The following is a 16,505-nucleotide window of genomic DNA, read 5'->3' as shown; positions in this document are numbered from 1 at the left end:
GCTTCCTGATCTGCTTGCGGATTCATCGCCGGACCTTTCGGACCAGCCTGCGCAGCGCCCGCTTCGGCAGCGACGCGGCACGGTGCCGCCGCTCGCTCCGCCGCTGGGACGCGACCTCGTTCCTGACGCGGGGGTCCGCCGCGCGGAACCCCGCTTCCACGGCCAGTGTGCCCCCGCGCCCGACTTCGGCCTTTCCCAGGGGCAGCTCGCGGCCGGTCGGACCGTCGAGCCTCACTCCCAGGGCATGGACGCCCGGTTCGACGTCCCTGATGTGCTTCGGCAGCCGCAGGTGCACGCGCCCGGCGACCCGCCGCCACCCGGCGGGGACCTCGGCACTTCCGGCAGGGCCGGTGAGCACGACGACCGGCTTGAGCGCCTTCGCGTCGGCGGTGGTGAACACGTCGAGCCGCAGCTCGGCCGGGTCCGCGGCCGCCAGGGCGACGGGCCGGTCCGCCAAGGCCTTCGCGAGCGTCCTGGAGCGGGCGCCGACATCGAGACTGAGGTTCCCGTGGTGCTCGGTGAAATAGGGGGCGACGCCTCGGGCGGGTGCGCCCAGGACCGCCGGGCGGCAGGCCTCGGCAACGCCATCGGCCCGGTCGGCGCCCAGACGGGCCTTGACCATCTGCCCGAAGACCCGCACGGGTACCCACAGGTCCCACAGGCCCTTCGACAGGCGGTCGCGGGCCCCGTCGGCCTCGGTGACCGCATGACCGGTGCCGCGCAGGACGACCTCGGCGCGGCCCTCGCCGACCGGTTCGACCGAGGCGGTGAACGCGGCCGGGCAGTGCCATTCGATCGAGTTGGAGCGTCCGCGGATCGTCAGGTCGGCAGCGATGTCCGCCAGTTCGTCGGTGACGTCCACTGGCTCGTCGGTGGCGCCCGCCGGCGAGGCGGGGAGGAAATAGCGGCCGTCCCGGTGGACCAGCTCCAACCGGGCCCGATCCTCGCCGTGGACCAGGTGAACCGTGACGTCGACCTTGAGACGGCCGTCCGGCTCCCAGTCGGCGGCCTCGAGCCGGGCAGCGGCCTTGACGGCCGAGCCCATGGCGGCGGCGCGGCGGAAGCCCTCCGCGTCGCCGGCGAGCAGCGTCGCGGACCGGGGCCGCAATACCGCGCCGAGCCCGGAGCGGACCGCGTCGTTCATGTACTCCTCGTCGAGCCCGCGCATCAGTGCGAACAACTCGTCGAAGGACTCCGGGTCGTACTTGTAGACCCCGGCCCCGGCGAGGCAGCCGAGCATCTCCACCCGGTAGAAGCGCCGCAGCATCCGGTCGCGGGCCTCGCCCGGCTCAGTGTGGGCGAGGACGACGTCGAGGACCGCCCGCACACTGTCGACGTATTCGCTGGGGACGATCTTGGTGGCACCCGCGTGCCGGCCGTCGGCTCGCTGCCAGTAGAAGTAGGCCGTGTACGAGCCGAGGATCGCGACCCGCCGCGCCTGGAGGTAGGCGCTCATCATGTACGGCTGGTCCTCGAGGTAGCACTTGCCCTCGGGATAGGCGATGCCGTTCTCCCGCAGGAACGCCGTGCGGAACATCTTGTGCGGGGTGAGACTGTCGTAGAGTGGTGCGTCCGCGATCGTGCAGGACTCGCGGTCCTCTCTGAACACGCCGTGGGGGACGCCGCGGAAGTTCGAGGCGACCTTACCCAGCACCACGTCGGCGCCGCGCCGGGAACCCAGTTCGTAGAGCCGTCGCAGCGCATCGGCGGCGAGGTGGTCGTCCTCGTCGAGGAACTGCACGTACTCGCCGCGGGCCTCGGCGACGCCGACGTTGCGCGGCTTGCCCGGCCAGCCGGAGTTCGGGATGTGGATCGCCTTGAAGTGCGGATGCTCGGCGGCGAGCGCGTCCAATCGCGCGGGGGTGTCGTCAGTGGAGCCGTCGTCGACGAACAGCACCTCGAACTCCGAGGCGGGCAGCGTCTGCCGCAGCAGCGAATCGATGCAGGCGTCGATGCAGTCGCCGGGATTGTAGACCGGGACCACTACGGTGACCTTGGGGTTCATCTGACCTCGTTCATCATGGCCAAGCCGGCCGTCTGGCGCGGGTCCGCCGACAGGGTGCCGTCCGGGCCGATGCGGACCTCGCAGAGGGGCAGGGGCGGCACGTCCCCCGGGTCGAGGCGCACGAACAGCCGCCCGTCTCCGGGCACGAGGCCCCGAACCGATTGGGGAAGTTCGAGTCGCCAGCGGCCTTCGAAGGGACGCACGGGCACCGACACCTCGTACCAGGCCCCTTCGCCGTCCTCGACGATGAGTTTCGAGCGCACCGGCGCGGTGGACGACGCGGTGGCCGCGTCGAGCAGCAGTGATTGCGGAGCACCGGGAACCGGCTCGACCCCGCGGCCGGACAGGTAGTGCGCCAGGGACTTGGCCTTCTTGCCGACGTCGATCGTGAGTTCGCCCTTGGTGCCAGTGAAGAACGGGATCACACCGCGGGCGGGCGAGCCGAGCACGGCCGGACCGAGGTCGCGCTCGACGGCCGGGCCGCGGTCGGCGCCGAGCCGCAGGCTCCGGGAGAGCCCGAAACCGGCCAGTCCGACGTGGACGTCCCACAGACCGCGGGAGAGCCGTTCGCGGCTCCCGTGGACTTCGGTCGGGACCGAACCGGAGGCGGTGAAGGCGACGGTGAGGCCGCCGTCCCCGTCTTCGGTGAGGACACGCTCGAACTCGGCGGGGCAGAACCAGCGGACCCGGTCCGCGCGGTGCTCGACGAACAGTTCTCCAGTGTGGACTTCCATGTCGTCGGTGGCGTCGAACAACTCGGCGTCCAGGCCGAACCGTTCCGCGCGCGGGCAGTCGAGGAGGACCCGGTCGCCGACGCGTTCGAAGCGGATCGGGGCACCGTCGGACCAGGTGAGGCGGGCGGTGAAGTCGAGTTCCAAGGCTCCCGCGGGGCCCCACTCGGCCCGCTCCAGCCGTGCCTCGACCCGGACCGACATCATGAGCCGGTACCACTCGTTGAGCCGGTCGCCGTCGCCGCGCTCCAGCAGCATGGCCGCCACCCGTCCGAAGACGCCCAGGCGGGGACCGACCGTGGACGGCAGGTGCGCGGGCAGGGCCTTGCGGGCCGCCTCGTACCAGGCGTCGAAGCCCTGCCGGGGGTCCTCCCAGTCGATGCGGCGCATGAGCGGGCCGTGCACGTCGATGCGGTAGATCCGGCCCAGGGCCCGATCGAGTGCGGGCCCGGGCTCGAGTCGGGACGTGTAGGCGTCCATGACGGCGGACAGGTGGCCGAACCAGGCTTCGGCGTCGTGCAGGCCGCCCGGGCCGCGGGTGGGCTGGGAGCGGCTTCGCCAGTAATAGCAGGGCCGGTCGGCGTAGACGGCGATCCGGTCAGTGGAGCAGTAGGCCTCGGAGACGAAGAGGGCGTCCTCCATGAGCCGCTTGTCCTCGCGGAAACAGATGCCGTGCTCGTCGAGGAATGAGCGGCGGAACATCTTGTGGCCTGTCAGGGATTCGACGACCGCCGAGTCGGCGATGCCGCAGCGCCCCACGGTGCGCTGGAACACCGAGTGCGAGACCTCCCGGAACTCGCTCACCATCTTGGGCAGCACGATGTCCGCCTCGTTGGCCGCGGCGAACTCGTAGAGCCGGTGCAGCGCGTCGGGGGCCATGTGGTCGTCGTCGTCCAGGAACTGGACGAACTGGCCCCGGGCCATGTCGATGCCGATGTTCCGGGGGCGGGCGAACGAGCCGGAGTCCTCGATGTGCACCACCGTGACCTGCGAGTGCTCGGCCGCGAGCCTGTCGAGCTTCGCCGGGGTGTCGTCGGTCGAGCCGTCGTCGACGTAGATGACCTCGTACTCCGCCGGGGGGAGGGTCTGGGCCAGCATGGACTCGATGTTCCGGTCGATGTCCGGCCCCGTGTCGCGCACGGCGACGACGACGCTCACCTTCACGCGCATGTCCGGTGGTTCCAATCTGGGTCGAAGAGCTCGGCGTTCAGGCCCCGCGTTCGGCAGCGAGCAACGCCGGGAAGGCCTCCGCGAGGGCTTCGTCCCAGTCCCTGATGGGTTCGATCCCGGCTTCCTTCCAGCGGTCGTGTCCGAGGACGCTGTAGGCGGGGCGGGGAGCGGGGCGTTTGAAGGCCTCGCTGGTGGTGGGTCGGACCCGGTCGGTGTCGGCGCCGAGGAGCCGGAAGATCTCCCGAGTGAGACCGAACCAGGTGGTCTCCCCGGAACTGGTGCCGTGGTAGACCCCGGCGGGTGCGGTGCCGGCGAGCGCGCCGAGCCCGAGGCGGACGAGCCTGTCGGCGAGGTCGACGGTCCAGGTCGGCTGGCCGCGCTGGTCGTCGACGACGTCCAGGGTGTCCTTGACGCCTTCGAGCTTGATCATGGTGCGCACGAAGTTGCCGCCGCCGGCCCCGTAGAGCCAGGCGGTGCGGACGACGTAGCCAGTCTCGGGCAGCAGGTCGAGGACGGCCCGCTCGCCGGCGAGCTTGGTCCGCCCGTAGGCGCCCTTGGGCCCGGTGGGGTGGTCCTCGCCGTACGGGGACGCGTCGTCCCCAGCGAAGACGTAGTCGGTGGAGACCTGGAGCAGGACCGCTCCGGAAGCGGCGCAGGCCTCGACGAGATTGCGGGGCCCGTCGCCGTTGACGGCGAGGGCGGCGGGCTCCTGCTCCTCGGCGTCGTCCACGGCGGTCCATGCCGCGCAGTTGACCACCACGGCGGGGGCGTGCTCGGCGACGGCGGCGGCGACCGAACCGGGGTCGGTGATGTCGAGTTCCTTGCGGGACAGGACGACCACGTTCGCGTCTTCGGATTCGAGGCGGGCGGCGACGTCCCTGGCGAGCATGCCCGCGCCGCCGGTGATCAACCAGGTGCTCACAGCGCGGCCTTGTCCTTCAGCGGCTCCCACCAGTCGCGGTGGTCGCGGTACCACTGGACGGTCTCGGCCAGGCCGACCTTGAAGTCCTTCTTCGGTTCGTAGCCGAGCTCGGTGCCGATCTTGGTGCAGTCCACCGAGTACCGCCGGTCGTGGCCCTTGCGGTCGGTGACGTACTCGACCGAGTCCCAGTCGGCGCCGCAGGCGTCGAGGAGGAGCTGCGTCAGCTCCTTGTTGGACAGCTCGGTGCCGCCGCCGATGTTGTAGATCTCGCCGGCGCGGCCCTTGGTGCGGACCAGTTCGATGCCCTGGACGTGGTCGTCGATGTGCAGCCAGTCACGGACGTTGCCGCCGTCGCCGTAGAGCGGGACCCGCTTGCCGTCCAGCAGGTTCGTGATGAACAGGGGGATGACCTTCTCGGGGAAGTGGTGGTGCCCGTAGTTGTTGGAGCAGCGGGTGACGCGCACGTCGAGGCCGTGGGTGCGCTGGTAGGAAAGGGCGATGAGATCGCTGGAGGCCTTGGACGCCGAGTAGGGCGAGTTCGGCGCGAGCGGGTCGGTCTCGGGCCAGGAGCCCTCGTCGATCGATCCGTAGACCTCGTCGGTCGAGACGTGCACGAACACGTCGATGCCCGACCGGTGAGCGGCGTCGATGAGCGTGTGCGTCCCGACCACATTGGTGCGCACGAACTCGGCGCCCCCGTCGATCGACCGGTCGACGTGGGACTCGGCCGCGAAGTGGACCACCTCGTCGTGCTCGGCCATGAGCCTACCGACCAGGTCGGCGTCGCAGATGTCGCCTTCGACCAAGGCGAAGGCGGCGTGGCCGCGGACCGCATCAAGGTTCGCGGGGTTGCCCGCGTACGTCAGCTTGTCGAGGACGGTGACCGCCACGTCCCCCGGCCCCTCGGGGCCGAGCAGGGTGCGGACATAGTGCGAGCCGATGAAACCGGCGCCGCCGGTCACGAGGATCTTCGTGGTCATGAAGAGATCTGCACCTTGCTGTAGTCGCCGATGACGAGTCGATGGGCCGCCGGAACCCTGGGGGCGGGGGTGATCTCGACGTTCCTGCCGATCAGGGACGCCTCGACGCGGCGCACGCCGACGATCGAGGAATCCTTGAGGAGGATCGAGTACTCGACCTCCGCGTCCTCGATGCGGCAGTTCTCCGAGATCGAGGTGAACGGACCCACATAGGAATCGTTGATGACCGCACCCGGGCCGATGATCGCGGGACCGACGATGCGCGAGCCCGAGACCTTCGCCGTCTGATGGATCTGGACCCGGCCGATGATCTCGGACGCCTCGTCGACCTCACCGTCCAGTGCGGGCTCCAGCGTCTCGAGCACCGTCCGGTTGACCTCGAGCATGTCGGTGACATTGCCGGTGTCCTTCCAGTACCCGTAGATCGTGGTGGAACGGACGTGCAAGTCCCGCTCGATGAGCCACTGGATCGCATGGGTGATCTCGAGTTCACCGCGCCACGACGGCTCGATCGAGCGCACCGCCTCATGGATGGCGGGCGTGAACAGATAGACGCCGACCAGCGCCAGATCACTCTTGGGATGCGCGGGCTTCTCCTCCAGGCCGATCACCTTGCCGTGCTCGTCGAGCTCGGCGACACCGAACGCCTTGGGATTGGAGACCTGCGTAAGCAGGATCTGGGCGTCGGGCCGATCGGCGCGGAACTCATCGACCAGGCCCGAGATGCCGCCGACGATGAAGTTGTCACCCAAGTACATGACGAAGTCGTCCTCGCCCAGGAAGTCCTCGGCGATCAGGACCGCGTGCGCCAGACCGAGCGGCGCCTCTTGGGGGATGTAGGTCACCTCGATGCCCAACTCGGAACCGTCGCCGACCGCGGCGCGAATCTCCTCGGCGGTATCACCGACGACGATGCCGACCTCGGTGATCCCCGCCTCGGCGATCGCCTCCAGCCCGTAGAACAGCACCGGCTTGTTCGCCACCGGCACCAACTGCTTGGCCGAAGTATGCGTGATCGGCCGCAGCCTGGTACCCGCTCCACCGGAAAGTACAAGAGCCTTCATGAACGACACTTTAACAGCTCACGCTTTCGCCGCCTTTGGCGATGTTCCGCCGTTGGGCAGCTCACGGACGGTGGTCTTGGGGTGGTGCGGCGGCGTCCGCGCCGCGGATGAAACACTGCGCGGCCTTCGTCCGGCGGTGCCCGGTCCGGTGCTACCCGCCGTGCCGGCGGGCGTGCACCCGCGGAGGCCGATCCGGGGGTCTCATCGCCGGTCCAGGAGCTTCGATGCCGCATCACTCGGCGGGGCGGCCTCCGGCACGTCCCGGTCCGCGGGGTCGTAGGTGGCCTTGACGGCGCGGCGGAAGACGTCGACGAGGTCCTCGGGGGCGATGTCGCCGAGGTAGTACTCGCGGACCTCGGCGCGGAGCGGGGCGAGCGAATCGCTCACGAGCAGCTCGTCGAGGACCTCCTCGATGTTGCCCGCGCCGGGTTCGAGCAGGTAGGCGGCCCGCGCCAGCGGGAACTCCTCGAGGTATGCCTCGCCGATGCCGCGCGGATCGGTCATCGCCAGCGGCCGGCCGCAGTAGAGCCAGTCCGAGGCGGTGCCGCTGATGTCGGAGATCGCGGCGTCCGCGGCGTTGACGCACTCGGTGAGCGTCACCTGGGACTCGGCCCTCGGCCCCCACCAGTGGTCCCGTCCGGTCGCGGCCGCGTCGGCGGCTATGAGGCCCCGGATCTCCTCGACGAGTTCCATGTAGGCCTTGTTGGAGGCCGTGTACGGGTGGCTGCGGAAGATGACCCGCACCCCTCGGCGGAGCAGCGCCTCGACGATGCGCCTGCCCTCGCTCAGCGACGAGTAGTCGACGTCGCTGGTCAGCCCGGCCCAAGTGGGGGTGTACAGGACGGTGGGCGGCGCGTCGGGCTCCCCCGGGCGCGGCCCGACTTGGATCTCGTGCAGCTGGGGGCGGCCGATCCTGCGGAACTTGTAGGCGGGGATGTCGACGCCGTGCCGGTGGTAGCGGTCGACGCCGGCCTGGCCGGCGACGAAGACGCGGTCGTACATCTGCGAGACCGGGCTGCGGCTGATGGGCTTGTCCGAGTCGCCGTGCATGAGCTGCACGTGGACGTATTTGTCGAGCTTGACCATCTGCGCGTTCTTGACCGCGTGGTTCACGTAGAAGCAGGAGCCGACGCTCTCGGGCAGCAGCTTGTCGAGCACCGACTGCGCGGGCACGCGCACGATCGGGGCCTCGGTCCGCGCGGCGACGCCGTTGAAGAGGTAGCGGTCCCGGACGATGATCATGTAGGGGTCGCCGACCTGCTCGAAGTAGGGCAGCCACATCTGGAGCTGGTACTCGGAGGCGTGCGCCCCCGCGAAGTGCACGACGAACTTCGGCGCGAGCCGTTCGACGGCGTCCATGACGCTGGCGTCGACCGGGTGCGGCTCCCGGCGGCGCCGCAGGTAGTTCCCGGCCACGGCGGCGGCCGTCCAGGCGAAGGCGGCGAGCACCACGGCGAGGAAGACCGCGTCGGAGGCGGCCGTGGCCGGGGCGGCGGCGGCCAGCACGTAGACGACGGCCAGGAGGTTCATGAGCGTCGCGATCGTCGGCGGGGAGGCGAGCCGCTGCCGCCGGCTCCGGTGCACCTCCAGGTGCGCCGTCTGCAGGTAGGCGATGTTGAGGGCCTTCGCCACGATGTCGGCGTAGGCGAAGTAGCAGGTGATGAGCACCCCGGCGGCCAGCATCGGCGCGCGGTCGGCGCCGTCGGCGATCCAGACCTCGATGAGCACGGCGAGCGAGGTGAGGATGCGCGCGATCCGCATCGAGGCGAGGCCGCCGCGGTTGCGCCACGCGATCGTCCCGAAGACGACGGCGGCGAGCAGGAACGTCGGCCACGACATGCCGGTCAGCGCCACGGCCGAGATGACGGCCGCCACCGCGAGCAGGTTCAGCCGGGCGGATCGGGATTTGAGCAGTCTCTTCAACTCGCTGTGCCCCCCTGGGATGGCCCGTCGCCGGGCCTGCGCGGCGTGCCGGGCGCAGGCCCCCGATCGGCGGTGGGCCGGTGTCGGCCTACTTGAAGTGCCGGTTGACGTTGTTGAGGTCTTCGGCGAAGTCGACCTCGATGACCTGGTGCTGGGAGATGCCGACCGCCTCGAACTTCAGGCCGTCCTTCTCGATGGCGGCCTCGATGCCGGCCTCGAAGTACGCCTGGTCGTCGACCTCCGCGAGGCGCTTGGCGACGACGGCGCGGTCGTCGGCCGAGACGTAGTTGATGCCCACGGCCTCGCCGAGCGCGCCTTCGGCGATCGTCTTGGAGAGCTTGCTGACGTACCCGTCGGCCCCGAGCGTGTACTTGACCTCCTCGTCGGAGACCTTGGCGGTGTTGACGCTGATGAACGACCGGTCCATGGCGATGTGCGGCAGCAGCAGGTCGAGCACCTGCGGCTCGAACACGACGTCGCCGTTGAGCCACAGCACCCCGCCGGGGCCGAGGATGTTGAAGGCCTTCAGCAGGCTCTTGGAGGTGTTGGTGTCGCCGTAGGCCTGGTTGTAGATGAAGCCGACGTCGGGCACCTCCTCCATGATCATCTCCTTCTTGAAGCCGACGACGAGGTGGATCGAGTGGCGGCTGAACCGGGAGGTGAGCAGGCGGAGCGCGCGGCCGAGGATGGTCTCGCCGGTGTTCAGCGGCGTCAGGGGCTTCGGATGCGGCCTGCCGAGCCGCGAGCCGACCCCCGCCGCCAAGATCACGATGTTCGTGGACATGGTCGCCATCCTTCAATTCAATCTGCGGTATTTCAGTAGTTTACATATCTAAACAGGCAATTGAGAAACGGCTTATGAGCAGTGCATATACTGGCTACAATCGACTGTTTCCCGCGCGGGGAAGCCCCGCATGCGCCCGCCCACCGGCCCTGACCAGGCGTTCGAACAGCTGTTCATGCATGGCGACGACCTGTTCGGGTTCGTAGGCGCGGGCGGTGGCCCGGGCGCCCGCGGCGAGACTGTGCCGCAACCGCGGATCGTCCATGAGGCGCACCAGCGCCTCGGAGAGCCGCTCGGCGTTCCCCGGCTCGACGAACAGGCCGTCCACCCCGTCGGTGACGATGTCGACCGGCCCCGGCTCGGCGGCGGTGGAGACGACGGGCATCCCGGCCGCCATGGCCTCCACCAGGACGAGGCCGAACGCCTCGCGATGCGAGGTCATCACCGCTATGGAGGCCTTGTGCCACTCCTCGTCGAGCGGTGAGACGGGCCCCGGGAGCTTGATGCGGGCCCGCAGGCCGTACTCGCCGATGAGCCGCTGGAGCCGCTTGCGCTCGGGGCCGCGGCCGTAGATGCGGACGCTCCACTCGGGATACCGATGGGCGATCTCGCCGAACGCCTCGACGAGGGTGCTGAAGCCCTTCGCGCCGGTGAGCCGGCCGGCGGCCATGATCACCGGCTCGGTCAGCGGCGAGGGACCGCGCGGGTTGGCGGGGATGGAGTTCGGAATGACCTCGACCAGGCCGGCGTGCTCCCCCAGGGCGTCGCGGTAGGCGTTCGCGTCGGTCTCGGTGATGGTGACGATCGCGCTCAAGTGCCGGTACTCGACGAGGATGCGCCGCCGGACGGGGGGCTTGTAGTTGTCGAGGAAGAGGTGCTCTTGGGCGACCACGACCGTGTCCGGACGGGCGTACCTGGCGGCGTAGAGGTTGAGCGTCACCTGCGTGGTGACGACGATGTCGGCGTCGACCTCGCGGAAGAACCGCTTGACCCGGTGGTCGAGCAGCGCCGAGGACTCCTTCATGTTGTTCACGTGGTCGGCGTCGAGGTACGACGGCCGCCGACCGCGGAGCCTGTCCAGGGACGACAGTGCCTCGCCGCCGCCGGCGGGCTCCCTGACGTCCCAGAGGGACCGCACCGCGATCCGGGGGTCGATCGGGAAGTCGGGGTGCTCCTTGTTGCGGATGCAGGACACGAGGGTCACCTCATGGCCGCGTTCGGCCAGGGCTTCCGCCGTGTTGATCGTGGTCCTGATGGTCCCGCCGATGCCCCAGACACCGCGGACGAGAAACGCGATTCGCATGATGTGTGATCCGCTCCCCCAGTGAAGTGCGACCGAGACGGGGCTGGGCCAGCCCGCGGAGGGCGTACCCGGATCCGGGCCCGCGTACACGGCCCACGCCGCGCATGGGCGCTCCGCCTGGTGCGTACACCACGATACTGGCCCGTCGGCCGAATACCGGCGGTGCAACGCGCGCGGGGCGGCGCCGGGCTCACTCGCCGGAATCCGGGGCCTTCCTCGCGGCCTTCTTCGCGGTGGACTTCTTGGCCGTCTTCTTGGCGGTCTTCTTCGCGGTGGACTTCTTGGCGGTCTTCTTGGCCGCGGTCTTCTTCGCGGCGGTCTTCTTGGCCGCCTTCTTCTTGGGGGCTCCGCCGCCCGCGGCGACCTTCTCGCGCCGCTCCACGAGCAGCTCGGCGGCCCGGTCGATCGTCATGGCCTCGACCGTGTCGGTCTTGCGGATGCTCGCGTTCGTCTCCCCGTCGGTGACGTACGGGCCGAAGCGCCCGTCCTTGAGCGTGACCTCCTTGCCGGTCACCGGGTCGGGGCCGAGCTCCTTGAGCAGCGTCTGCGCGCGCTGGCGCCCCCGCGTCTTCGGCTGGGCGAGCAGCTTCTTCGCCTCGTCGAGGGTGAGGGTGAACAGCTGGTCCTCCGATTCGAGGGACCGGAACTCGCGGTTCTTCTTGACGTAGGGGCCGTGCGGGCCGAGCCCGGTGCGGATCTCCTCGCCGTCGTCGTCCTTGCCGACCAGCCGTGGGAGCGACAGGAGCTTGAGCGCGTCGTCGAGCGTGAGTTCGGCGAGCTTCTGGCCGGTCAGCAGCGACGAGGACTTCTCGCCGCTGGTGACGTACGGCCCGAACCGGCCGGTCTTGGCGTAGACCGGCTCCCCGGTCTCGGGGTGGGCGCCCAGCTCGCCCTCGGCGGCGGCGAGCTCGAAGGTCTCCTCGACCTTGGCGCGGGTCAGCTCGTCGGGCGCGAGCGACTCCTCGATCGAGGCGCGCTCCCCCGGCTCGCCCGCCTCGGCCTGCTCGGGCGTGGTCCGCTCGAGGTAGGGCCCGTAGCGGCCCACGCGGGCCACGACCCTGCGGCCCTGCTCGTCGGTGTAGAGGGGGATCGAGTTGACCCCGCGCGCGTCGATCCTGCCGAGCTCCTCCTCGACCATGCGGCGCAGCCCGCCCGAGGCGGCGACGGTGCCCTCCTTGTCCTCGCCGCCGAAGTAGAACTTGCGCAGGAACTCGACGCGCTGCTCCTCGCCGCCGGCGACCTCGTCGAGCTCGTCCTCCATCCCGGCGGTGAAGTCGTAGTCCACCAGGCGCGGGAAGTGCCGCTCCATCAGGCCGATCACGGCGAACGCCCGGAACGTCGGGATGAGGGCCTGGCCGCGCTTGAACACGTACTCGCGGTCCTGGATGGTCTGCATGATCGAGGCGTACGTCGAAGGGCGGCCGATGCCGCGGTCCTCGAGGGCCTTGACGAGGCTGGCCTCGGTGTAGCGGGCGGGCGGCTGGGTGGTGTGCCCGGCGGCCTCCAGGCCCCGCTCGCTCAGGCGCTGGCGCTCGGCGAGCTCGGGCAGGCGCTTCTCGGCGTCGTCGGCGTCGCCCTCCTCGATCGACTCGACGTAGGCGAGCAGGAAGCCCGGGTTGGTGATGGTCTTGCCGGAGGCGCCGAAGTCGGCCTCCTCCCCGGCCGCGGTGGCGGCGCGGGCGCGCACCGACGTCGAGTTGCCGGTGGCGTCGACCATCTGGCAGGCGAGCGTGCGCCGCCAGATCAGGTCGTAGAGCCGGTGCTCCTCGGCGGTGAGCTGGCCTTTGAGCTGGTTCGGGGTCTTGAAGCGGTTCCCGGCGGGGCGGATGGCCTCGTGGGCCTCCTGCGCGTTCTTGACCTTGCGGGAGTAGCGCCGCGGCTCGGCCGGCACGTACTGGGCGCCGTAGAGCTCGGCGGCCTGGGCGCGGGCGGCGTCGACGGCGGTGTTCGACAGGTTCGTCGAGTCGGTCCGCATATAAGTGATGTGACCGTTTTCATAGAGCCGCTGGGCGACGCGCATGACCTGGGCGCTCGACAGCCGCAGCTTCCGCCCGGCCTCCTGCTGGAGCGTCGAGGTGATGAACGGGGCGTAGGGACGGCGGCGGTACGGCTTCCTGTCGACCTTGACCACGGTGAACTCGCGGCCGGAGAGCCGCTCGGCCAGGCCGCGCGCGCCCGCCTCGTCGAGGTGGACGACATTGCCCTTCGCCCGGCCGGTGGCCGGGTCGAAGTCCTTGCCTCCGGCGATCCTGTCGCCGTCGACGGCGATGAGCGAGGCCTTGAAGACCTGCTCGTCACCGGTGGCCAGGCGCGCGGTGACGTCCCAGTAGTCGGCCGCGTGGAAGGCCATGCGGGCCCGCTCGCGCTCGACGACGACCCTGGTGGCGACGGACTGGACGCGCCCGGCCGACAGGCGCGGCATGACCTTCTTCCACAGCACCGGGCTGACCTCGTAGCCGTAGAGGCGGTCGAGGATGCGCCGGGCCTCCTGGGCGTCGACGAGGTCCTGGTTGAGCTCGCGCGGGTTGGCGGCGGCGTCGGCGATGGCCTGCGGGGTGATCTCGTGGAAGACCATGCGCTTGACCGGGATCTTCGGCTTCAAGGTCTCCAGCAGGTGCCAGGCGATGGCCTCGCCTTCGCGGTCCTCATCGGTGGCGAGGTAGAGCTCGTCGGCCTCGGCGAGGTAGCCCTTGAGCTTCTTGACGTGGGCCTGCCGGTCGGGGTTGACGATGTAGAGCGGGGCGAAGTCGTTGTCGACGTCGACACCGAGGCGCGACCAGGGCTTGTCCTTGTACTTCTTCGGGATCTCCTTGGCGCTGCGGGGCAGGTCGCGGATGTGCCCGAGCGAGGAGTCGACGATGTAGCCGGGGCCGAGGTATGAGGAGATCGTCTTGGCCTTCGCCGGGGACTCGACGATGACCAGGCGCTTGAGGTCGGCCACTGCTCCCACCTTCACTCGGAGATCTGCACTAGGGGATTCGAAGATTTGCACTCGATTCGTTACCGTAGCTCACGCTTCACGGCTTCGTCCCCTGAGTATGCGTGTGCCCCGGCCCGATCCGAACGCGCGACTCGCGCATCCGTCGAACGGGACCGGGGCTCACATCGCATTTGCCCTGAGGCGGAGCGCTAACCGACGTTCACGGTCTCAAGCTCCTCCTCGGCGCGGTCTTCCCCCGCTTCCACCACCGCCGAGCGGCGCTTGCTGACCACGATCGCGATGACGAGGACGAGCAGGGCCGCGCCCGCGACGGCCGCGCGGATCGCGGGCGAGGCGTCGTCGCCGACCGTGGCGATCACGACCGCCGGGGCGATGATGAGCGCCACCAGGTTCATGACCTTGATCAGCGGGTTGATGGCCGGACCGGCGGTGTCCTTGAACGGGTCGCCGACGGTGTCGCCGATGACCGCCGCGGCGTGGGCGTCGGAGCCCTTGCCGCCGTGGTGGCCGTCCTCGACGTCCTTCTTGGCGTTGTCCCAGGCGCCGCCCGAGTTGGCCAGGAGGATCGCCATGAGCACACCGGTGGCGATCGCGCCGGCCAGGTAGGCGGCGAGCGGGCCGACGCCGAGGCCGAAGCCGACGATGACCGGCGCGGTCACGGCCAACAGGCCCGGCGTGATGAGCTCGCGCTGGGCGTCGCGGGTGCAGATGTCGACCACGCGCCCGTACTCGGGGCGCTGCTCGCCGGTCATGATGCCCGGGAAGCGGGCGAACTGGGAGCGGACCTCGGTGACGACCGCGGCGGCGGAGCGGGCCACGGCGTTGATGGCCAGGCCGGAGAACAGGAACACCACCGAAGCGCCGATGATGAAGCCGACGATGTTGGCCGGGTCGGCGATGTTCAGCGCGTCGAGCAGCTGGGCGCCGACGAGTCCCTTCTCCCTGACGGCCTGGGTGTACGAGCCGAACAGGGCGGTCGCGGCCAGCACGGCCGTGGCGATCGCGATGCCCTTGGTGATGGCCTTGGTGGTGTTGCCGACCGCGTCGAGGTCGGTGAGCGTCTGGGCCGCGGGGCCGTCGACGTCGCCGCTCATCTCCGCGATGCCCTGCGCGTTGTCGCTGATCGGGCCGAAGGTGTCCATCGCGACGATGACGCCGACGGTGGTCAGCAGGCCGCAGCCGGCGAGCGCGACGGCGAACAGGCTCACCATCATGTCGCCGCCGCCGAGCAGGTAGGCGCCCAGGACGGCACCGGCGATGAGCAGCGCCGAGTACACGGCGGACTCCAGGCCGAGCGAGAAGCCCGAGAGGATGTTCGTGGCCGCGCCGGTGCGCGTGGAGGCCGAGACCGTCTTGGTGGGCTTGTAGCGCGTGTCGGTGAAGTAGCCGGTGAGCGCCATGATGGCCGCGGCGAGCACGATGCCGATGATGACGGCGACGATGGCCAGGACCTGCGGGTTGACCGGGATGTCCCCGGCGTTGACGTCGGTGCCGAGGTCGGCCCAGTCGGCCGGGACGTAGGCGAGGACGGCGACGGCCGTGAGCACCGCGGAGATGGCCGCGGAGATGTAGAAGGCCCGGTTGATGGCGGTGAGGCCGGAGGCGTCGGAGGCCCGCATGCGGGTGATGATGACGCCGACGAGGGCGCAGACGATGCCGACGGAGGCCACGATGAGCGGCAGGACCAGACCGGTCTCGCCGAAGGCGGTGCGGCCGAGGATGAGGCTGGCGACCAGGACCACGGCGTAGGACTCGAAGAGGTCGGCGGCCATGCCCGCGCAGTCGCCCACGTTGTCGCCGACGTTGTCGGCGATGGTGGCGGCGTTGCGCGGGTCGTCTTCGGGAATGCCCTGCTCGACCTTGCCGACGAGGTCGGCGCCGACGTCGGCGGCCTTGGTGAAGATGCCGCCGCCGACGCGCATGAACATCGCCAGCAGGGCGGCGCCGAAGCCGAAGCCCTCCAGGACGACGGGCGCGTCGGACTTGTAGACCAGGACCACGATGGCGGCGCCGAGCAGGCCCAGGCCGATGGTGAGGAAGCCGACCACGCCGCCGGTGCGGAACGCCAGGTGCATCGCGCCGATGGGCTTGCCTTCGCGGGCCGCGGCGGCGACGCGGACGTTCGCGCGGGTCGCCAGGCTCATGCCGGCCCAGCCGATGAAGGCGCTGAACCCGGCCCCGAACACGAAGAAGAGGCTGCGGCCGATGCGGACGTCGGTCCCGACCCCCTCGCCGACCGGCAGCAGGTACAGCAGGACCACGGCGACGACCACGAAGATCCCCAGCGTGCGGAACTGGCGGCGCAGGTACGCGGAGGCGCCCTCCTGGACGGCTCCGGCGATCTCGCGCATCTTGTCGGTGCCGGTGCCCGCGCCGAGGATGCTCTTGACCAGTGCGGCGGCGCTTCCCAGCGCTACCAGCGCGAGTACGGCGGCCACGACCACGAGGCTCATGTTGGAGCCGTCGAGTTGGCCTACGCTCTCGTCGCCGTTGGCGAGCAACGTATGCATGTTGTTCCTCCAGAGACTGGCTGCGCGCGGCGCGCGCGTGCGGTTCGGTGAAGGCCGCCCGCGCGTGGCGGAGCGGCGTTCGGGGGCGCGCTTTGGCACTGGACGCAGTAGTGCGTGGCGGTGCGCGGCGGCGCGTCTGACATAACGTGCGGAGTGTAACGATGTGAGTTCT

Annotated in this window: 10 protein-coding genes; all 10 read right to left on the bottom strand. The window is 70.1% G+C overall.

Going from position 1 to position 16,505, the window contains the following annotated elements:
• Positions 1–22: 22 nt before the first annotated feature.
• A complete protein-coding gene (locus H613_RS26510; RefSeq protein ID WP_035738090.1) occupies positions 23–2,005 on the bottom strand; it encodes a glycosyltransferase family 2 protein in 1,983 nt (660 codons plus the stop codon).
• A complete protein-coding gene (locus H613_RS0113805) occupies positions 2,002–3,906 on the bottom strand; it encodes a glycosyltransferase family 2 protein (protein WP_026924271.1) in 1,905 nt (634 codons plus the stop codon). The genes H613_RS26510 and H613_RS0113805 overlap by 4 nt, the downstream gene beginning before the upstream one ends.
• A gap of 37 nt (positions 3,907–3,943) precedes the next feature.
• The gene (rfbD, locus tag H613_RS0113800) at positions 3,944–4,828 is read right to left on the bottom strand and encodes a dTDP-4-dehydrorhamnose reductase (protein ID WP_026924270.1); all 885 of its coding nucleotides are present in this window, start codon (positions 4,826–4,828) and stop codon (positions 3,944–3,946) included.
• Complete coding sequence (gene rfbB, locus H613_RS0113795) at positions 4,825–5,808, bottom strand: dTDP-glucose 4,6-dehydratase (protein WP_026924269.1); 984 nt, start codon at positions 5,806–5,808, stop codon at positions 4,825–4,827. The genes rfbD and rfbB overlap by 4 nt, the downstream gene beginning before the upstream one ends.
• Complete coding sequence (locus tag H613_RS0113790) at positions 5,805–6,872, bottom strand: glucose-1-phosphate thymidylyltransferase (protein WP_026924268.1); 1,068 nt, start codon at positions 6,870–6,872, stop codon at positions 5,805–5,807. Before H613_RS0113790 ends, rfbB begins: the two co-directional genes overlap by 4 nt.
• Positions 6,873–7,073: 201 nt before the next feature.
• Positions 7,074–8,795: a CDP-glycerol glycerophosphotransferase family protein gene (locus tag H613_RS26505; RefSeq protein ID WP_051393338.1), complete on the bottom strand. Its 1,722-nt coding sequence runs from the start codon at positions 8,793–8,795 to the stop codon at positions 7,074–7,076.
• Between the two features lie 88 nt (positions 8,796–8,883).
• Positions 8,884–9,579 carry a phosphocholine cytidylyltransferase family protein gene (locus H613_RS0113780; protein ID WP_026924267.1) on the bottom strand — a complete coding sequence of 232 codons (696 nt, stop codon included), beginning with the start codon at positions 9,577–9,579 and terminating at the stop codon, positions 8,884–8,886.
• A 94-nt stretch (positions 9,580–9,673) separates the two neighbouring features.
• Complete coding sequence (locus H613_RS26500; RefSeq protein ID WP_084546612.1) at positions 9,674–10,882, bottom strand: glycosyltransferase family 4 protein; 1,209 nt, start codon at positions 10,880–10,882, stop codon at positions 9,674–9,676.
• A gap of 190 nt (positions 10,883–11,072) precedes the next feature.
• Entirely contained in the window at positions 11,073–13,832 is a 2,760-nt protein-coding gene (gene topA / locus H613_RS0113770) for a type I DNA topoisomerase (RefSeq protein ID WP_035738111.1), read from the bottom strand.
• A 179-nt stretch (positions 13,833–14,011) separates the two neighbouring features.
• Complete coding sequence (locus H613_RS0113765) at positions 14,012–16,333, bottom strand: sodium-translocating pyrophosphatase (RefSeq protein ID WP_026924265.1); 2,322 nt, start codon at positions 16,331–16,333, stop codon at positions 14,012–14,014.
• Positions 16,334–16,505 lie beyond the last annotated feature (172 nt).

It is taken from the genome of Glycomyces arizonensis DSM 44726, from assembly GCF_000482705.1.
GTDB classification, from domain to species: Bacteria; Actinomycetota; Actinomycetes; order Mycobacteriales; family Micromonosporaceae; genus Glycomyces; species Glycomyces arizonensis.
Note: the sequence above shows the minus strand (reverse complement) of the source record. Positions and strands in the feature narration are given on the sequence as shown.

Excerpts from the sequence above, each read along its gene's own strand:
- H613_RS26510 (WP_035738090.1), bottom strand. The coding sequence starts at position 2,005 with ATGAACCCCAAGGTCACCGTAGTGGTCCCGGTCTACAATCCCGGCGAC.
- H613_RS0113805 (WP_026924271.1), bottom strand. The coding sequence starts at position 3,906 with ATGCGCGTGAAGGTGAGCGTCGTCGTCGCCGTGCGCGACACGGGGCCG.
- rfbB (WP_026924269.1), bottom strand. The coding sequence starts at position 5,808 with ATGACCACGAAGATCCTCGTGACCGGCGGCGCCGGTTTCATCGGCTCG.
- H613_RS0113790 (WP_026924268.1), bottom strand. The coding sequence starts at position 6,872 with ATGAAGGCTCTTGTACTTTCCGGTGGAGCGGGTACCAGGCTGCGGCCG.
- H613_RS0113780 (WP_026924267.1), bottom strand. The coding sequence starts at position 9,579 with ATGTCCACGAACATCGTGATCTTGGCGGCGGGGGTCGGCTCGCGGCTC.
- H613_RS26500 (WP_084546612.1), bottom strand. The coding sequence starts at position 10,882 with ATGCGAATCGCGTTTCTCGTCCGCGGTGTCTGGGGCATCGGCGGGACC.
- H613_RS0113765 (WP_026924265.1), bottom strand. The coding sequence starts at position 16,333 with ATGCATACGTTGCTCGCCAACGGCGACGAGAGCGTAGGCCAACTCGAC.